Here is a 3,777-nt window from a genome sequence, read left to right as displayed (position 1 = left end):
GGCCGGCCAGGGTGTGCGCCCGTCCCCGTGCGCGGTGAGCGGGTGGACGGCCACGGGCGTGCCGACTGCCGGCCCCGAGCCGTCGGCTGCGGCGACCGTCACGACACCGGACACCTCGTGCCCGAGGATCATCGGCTCCCGCAGCACGGAGGCCCCGGCGGCTCCGTGCCGCCAGTAGTGGAGGTCTGACCCGCAGACGCCCCCGAAGGCCACGTCGACCACGGCCTCGTCCGGTCGGGCCATCGGCGCACCGATGTCTTCGATCCGCAGATCGTCGGCGGCATGCGCCACCACAGCGAGGTTCTCCACCGCGCTCCTTCCCCGGTCACACGAAGGGCGTGACCAATCGGATGCCCGCCACGTCGACGGTCACGGTCTGTCCTGGCGCCACGACCGCCTGGGAGTGCGGCGCGCCGGTCATGATGACGTCCCCGGGACCCAGCGGTGACCACGCGGCCACATACGCGAGGCATTCCCGGATCGACATCGGCAGCTGAGTGCTCCCGGTGGCGGCGACGCGGCGACCGTCGATCGCCACCTCGAGCGTCACATCGTCGATGCCTGCGTCGGTGTCGATCCAGGGACCCAGCGGGGTGTAGCCCTCCCCCGACTTCGACTCGAAGTTGCGCGGGTCGACCTCGGCACGCTCGGGACTGGAGAGGTCGTTCACGGCGGTGACGCCGAGGACGTACTCCTGCGCGTTCTGCGCCGTCAGCCCTGCGGTCGGGCGTCCGATCACGACGGCGATCTCGCCCTCAGCCACCTGTGCACCGGCGTCGCGGCGCAGCGTCACCGTCACCCCGCTGCCGACCACGGTGCGCGGGCTCTTGAGCCACGCCTGCACCGGCGAGGCGTGGTCAGGGCCGTTCTGGGCGATGCCGATGATGACGACCGGATCCACCGGCGCGATGACGGTCCCCTCGACGGTCTCGCCGATGTCTCCCGGCTCGGTCCCGCCGGCGAAGGCCGCGAAGGGGTCGGTGATCGGCACCGGGCCGTGGATGCCGTCCCGCACCCACACGGGGCCACCGGGTGCGGCGACGCGACCGATGCGCATCAGACGACCGCCGTCATGCCGCCGTCGACGAACAGCGTCTCCCCGTTGACGAAGTCGCTCGCGGAGCTCGCAAGGAACAGCAGAGCGCCGACGAGATCCTCGGTGTCTCCCCACCGACCGGCGGGGGTCCGTCCGCGAACCCAGTCCGAGAACTGCTCGTCGGCGACGAGCGCCTTCGTGAGCTCGGTGGCGAAGTACCCGGGGGCGATCGCGTTGGCCTGGATGCCGTGCGGGGCGAGGTCGGCGCACAGGCCCTTCGTGAACATCACGATCGCGCCCTTGGTCGCCGCATACGCCGCTATCGAGGGACGGGCGAGCTGAGATTGGACACTGCCGATCTGGATGATCTTGCCCGAACCGCGCGCGATCATCCCGGCGGAGACCCGACGTGACAGGTGGAAGACGCTGGACAGGTTGGTCTGCACGAGTGCATCCCAGTCCTCGTCCGCGAACTCGGCGATGGGCGCGCGTCGTTGGACACCGGCGTTGTTGACGAGGATGTCAGGGGCGCCGACCAGCCGTTCGACCGCGTTCATGCCCTCGTCGACCGCTGCAGCATCGGTCACGTCGAAGACGACGCTGTGCACGTCGGCCCCGGTCGTGCGGGAGATCTCCCTCGCCGACGCGTGCGCCTTCGCCGCATCGCGCCCGTGCACGACGACGGTCGCTCCGGCTCCGGCCAGCCCCGCGGCGAGCGTCTTCCCGATGCCCTGGCTCGACCCGGTGACCAGCGCCGTCCGCCCCGTGAGATCGAAGGCGGCCAGTCCCGCAGGCAATGCCGTCATCGCCCCACGGCCTTGATCGAGACGGTGGTGGCGAACACGTCGTCGCCGGCCTCGGCGCGCGAGACCTTGATCGCGTCGTCGACGCGGGTGAGGTCGCGACGGAGGGTCTCGGGAGCGAGGAACGTCGATGCGGTCGTGATGAGAGCGAGCACCGCCATGTAGATGGCCAGCAGCACCCAGTTGCCGTCGCTGACCGCGATCAGGTACGCGCCGAGGACACCGGCGAGGCCGCCGGCGAGCACGGCGGAGATCTCGCGGGCCATGGCGACGCCGAGGTACCGGTGACGGTTCCCGAAGAGTTCGGGGAGCATGGCGCACTGCGGTCCGAGCATGCTGTTCACCGCCACGCCGATGCCGATCGCGATCACACCGATCGCGATGGCGTAGTTCCCGAGCGACAGGAGCCACCATGCGGGGAACGTGTAGACGAGCATGAAGACCGCACCGAACCGGTACACCGTGCGGCGGCCGAAGCGGTCGGACAGGTGCCCTGTGAACGGCACGGAGAAGACGCCGATCAGCGAGCCGAGGGTGACGCCCCAGGTGAGCAGGCTCTTGTCGGCGGTGTCGCCGACCACCGTCACGAAGAAGGCGAGGCCGAGCGTCTGGAACATGTACGAGCCGCCGTTCTCCGCCATGCGCAGCCCGACGCCCACGATCACGCCGGGGAGACCATGCGTGAAGATCTCCCGGATCGGACGATCGGCGATCTGCTCGTGCTTCTCGAGTTCGACGAACGTCGGCGTCTCCCGCAGCCGCATCCGGATGAACAGCGCCAGCAGGATCAGCGCGAAGGAGGCGAGGAACGGCACGCGCCATCCCCAGCTCAGCAGCTGGTCCTCGGGGAGCAGGGTGATCAGGCCGAAGACGACCGCGGCGAGCAGCGTGCCCGCCTGGATGCCGACGAACGGAAGAGCCGAGAAGAAGCCGCGGCGCTTCACCGGCGCGTACTCGGCCATCAGCACGGTCGCCCCTGCCTGCTCTGCACCGGCACCGAAGCCCTGCAGCAGTCGCATCAGCACCAGCAGGATCGGCGCCCACACGCCGATCGCGGCGTACGTGGGAAGCAACCCGATCGCCGTGGAGGCTCCACCCATCAGCACGATGGTCGCGACCAGCACCCACTTGCGTCCCAGCTTGTCGCCCAGGACACCGAAGAACAGTCCACCGAACGGACGCGCCAGGAATCCGACGCCGAAGGTCGCGAACGCGGCGACCGTCGCCATGGCCGGGTCGTCCTGGGGGAAGAACAGGACGTTGAAGATCAGGGCGGTCGAGAGGCCGTAGAGCGCGAAGTCGAAGTACTCCAGCGCGCTGCCGATGCTCGACGCGAGCGTCGCGCGGCGCAGATTCGCCGCGTATTCCGGGTCGTCCGACGCTGCTCGGGCTGAGGTGCGGGGGTCTGTCACGGCCATCTCCTTCGATCGGCTTCGCCTGCGGCGTGATGACGACTGTACCAGCCTGTTGAATTCCGTTCAACCCTTTGGACGGGTTGTGGCCCGCTTTCTCGCGCACGAAGAATCGCCACCCCTCAGAAGGGCGGCGGCGCGTCCGGGGAGGTCAGCGTCGGACGGCAGCGCTGAACGGATTCGTGAGCGCGGCGGCGGCCTCGCGCAGTGCCTCGCCCACACGCTCGATCCGCTCGTAGTCGGCCTCGGCCGCACGGATCGCGACACCGAGCGCGAGCGGCGGATCGGTCGGCGCCCACCCCTCCAGGGGCACGGCCACGCCGACGATGCCGCGGAAGGATTCCTCCGCGTCCAGCGCCCAGCCTCTGCGGCGGGCTGTGGCGAGCACTTCGAGAAGCCCCGACATGGTGGTCGCGCTGCGCTCGGTGAGCTGCGGGAAGACGGCGTCAGCACCGAGGAGTTCGGTCACCTCGTCGTCGCTCATCGCGGCGAGGAGCGCGCGTCCGGTCGCCGACAGTGGGGCCGG

Annotated in this window: 5 protein-coding genes; all 5 read right to left on the bottom strand. The window is 69.9% G+C overall.

From position 1 onward, the window contains the following. Nucleotides 1–309 (bottom strand): alcohol dehydrogenase catalytic domain-containing protein (locus tag DSP71_RS14175; protein ID WP_181800742.1); only part of this gene is annotated, 309 nt, incomplete at its 3' end. A 16-nt stretch (nt 310–325) separates the two neighbouring features. Beyond that, a complete protein-coding gene (locus tag DSP71_RS14170; protein ID WP_113681412.1) occupies nt 326–1,057 on the bottom strand; it encodes a fumarylacetoacetate hydrolase family protein in 732 nt (243 codons plus the stop codon). After that, complete coding sequence (locus DSP71_RS14165) at nt 1,057–1,842, bottom strand: SDR family oxidoreductase (RefSeq protein WP_113681411.1); 786 nt, start codon at nt 1,840–1,842, stop codon at nt 1,057–1,059. Before DSP71_RS14165 ends, DSP71_RS14170 begins: the two co-directional genes overlap by 1 nt. Further along, nucleotides 1,839–3,257: an MFS transporter gene (locus DSP71_RS14160; protein ID WP_046748924.1), complete on the bottom strand. Its 1,419-nt coding sequence runs from the start codon at nt 3,255–3,257 to the stop codon at nt 1,839–1,841. Before DSP71_RS14160 ends, DSP71_RS14165 begins: the two co-directional genes overlap by 4 nt. A gap of 145 nt (nt 3,258–3,402) precedes the next feature. After that, on the bottom strand, nt 3,403–3,777 hold a 375-nt coding region (locus tag DSP71_RS23925), incomplete at its 5' end, for an IclR family transcriptional regulator C-terminal domain-containing protein (protein WP_309472624.1).

Source organism: Microbacterium sp. H6 (genome assembly GCF_003314775.1).
In the GTDB taxonomy this organism is placed as follows: domain Bacteria; phylum Actinomycetota; class Actinomycetes; order Actinomycetales; family Microbacteriaceae; genus Microbacterium; species Microbacterium oxydans.
The sequence above is the reverse complement of the archived record's forward strand: the minus strand, read 5'-3'. Positions and strand labels throughout refer to the sequence as shown.